Genomic DNA, 1659 nt, shown 5'->3' on the forward strand with positions numbered 1-1659 from the left:
GGATTTTACAAAAACTCAAAGCGTGAAGTGGCTAGTATCATAAATGACATTTTTAATTTGAACATAAGTGCTGGCAGCATATCAAATCTTACTATTGCCCACAAATATAAATGTACTTATAAATAAAGTATTACAATATTAAAGTTTGCAAATGTTGAGGGTATAAAAATGGCAAACGAGAGTAATGAATGGGCTAAAAATGAATTTGGAGATGCTGTACTTGGAGATAAAAGATTAACTGACCGATTAGTAAAGATTGCTGATAGTTTGATAAGTTTACCTGAAAGCTCAATTAATGAGGCATGCGGAAGTTGGTCAGAAGCAAAAGCAGCATAACGTTTTTTTCAAAATGAGAACGTAAAAGAAGTCGATATTCTAGCTTCACACATTGATAAAACAGTTGAAAGAACAAAAGCTCATAAAAGAATTCTTGTGATTCAAGATACAACTTATATTTCATACTCAAGCCATAAGCGGATTGGGAACTATTGCTGGAAAAGGAGCAGTAATGCATACAGCCCTTGCTGTTAGTACGGAAGCTGGGAATACTGGATCAAAAGATTTACTCGAGGCAACTCATTTCTGAAGAAGAAAAAAGACTAAAGAGCCATCGTAACAACGTTCATATTGAGGATAAAGAAAGTATGAAATGGCTAGAAAGTTTAAAGAAAACAAATAATATTATAGATCTGGCCCAAACCGAAGCTATAACTGTATGTGACAGAGAAGCAGATATGCATGATTTTTTGAACTTGCACATAATCTTAACTCAGCAATTTTAGTAAGAGCTCGCCACAACAGAAATGTAAATAAAAAATTCATGCATACCAGGAACAAGCAAAAATTATGGTCATTTATCCAAGGCCTCCCTTGCGCTGGAAAAGTAGAAGTTGAAATCCCTGCTAGAGATAACAAGCAAAAAAGGGCAGCGTTTTTAGAAATTAGATTTGGAAAATTTATCACATGAAGGCCATATAAAATGTAAAGAAGGTCACATAAAATATAAACCGACAGAGTCTACAACTTCACGCAATTCATGTTGTTGAAAAAAACTCTCCTCCCGAAGCAAGTCCTCTAGAGTGGATGCTTTTTTCCGGTCAGTACTTTTGAAGAAGCTGTTGAAAAAGTTAGTTGGTATTGTTTGAGATGGAAAATAGAGATATTGCATAAGATTTTAAAATCTGGTCTCAAAATTGAGGAATGTAGACTTGGAACAGCAGAAAGATTAATGAGGTATTTAACAGTCATGAGCATTATTGCTTGGAGAATTTTCTTTATTACATCAATTGCAAGAACTAACCCAACATTACCATGTACTGCCTTATTAGCTGAGGAAGAATGGAAAGTTTTATATGTTAAAATACACAGGAAACCATGTCCAAATATAGCCCCTACCATAAAAGAAGCCGTTTCGTGAACTTGGAGGTCATTTAGCAAGAAAAAGCGACCCAAAACCAGGACCAATTACTCTTTGGAAAGGGTGGAGACGTCTCTTTGATCTAGCAGAAGGATGGAGACTTGCTCATGAACCTCATATTTGTGGGTAATAGTAAGGTTTCTAAGAACCTGTTTAAAATCTTCGTAATAGCAGAGAAATGAAGGAAAGGACAATCATTTGCAAGCTGGTGTTGAGTTTACGTTCGCAATTTTTCCACAATC

The 1659-nt window shown here is 35.3% G+C and carries 2 pseudogenes; one reads left to right on the forward strand and one right to left on the reverse strand.

Annotation, left to right across the window (positions count from 1 at the left end):
• Positions 1–168: 168 nt before the first annotated feature.
• Positions 169–1547, forward strand: a pseudogene (locus tag OZD61_RS01360) (IS4 family transposase).
• Between the two features lie 23 nt (positions 1548–1570).
• Here OZD61_RS01360 and OZD61_RS01365 read toward each other — a convergent pair.
• Positions 1571–1659, reverse strand: a pseudogene (locus tag OZD61_RS01365) (IS5/IS1182 family transposase); the annotation flags it as partial.

The sequence above is a fragment of the Wolbachia endosymbiont of Drosophila bocki genome, from assembly GCF_028982005.1.
In the GTDB taxonomy this organism is placed as follows: domain Bacteria; phylum Pseudomonadota; class Alphaproteobacteria; order Rickettsiales; family Anaplasmataceae; genus Wolbachia; species Wolbachia pipientis.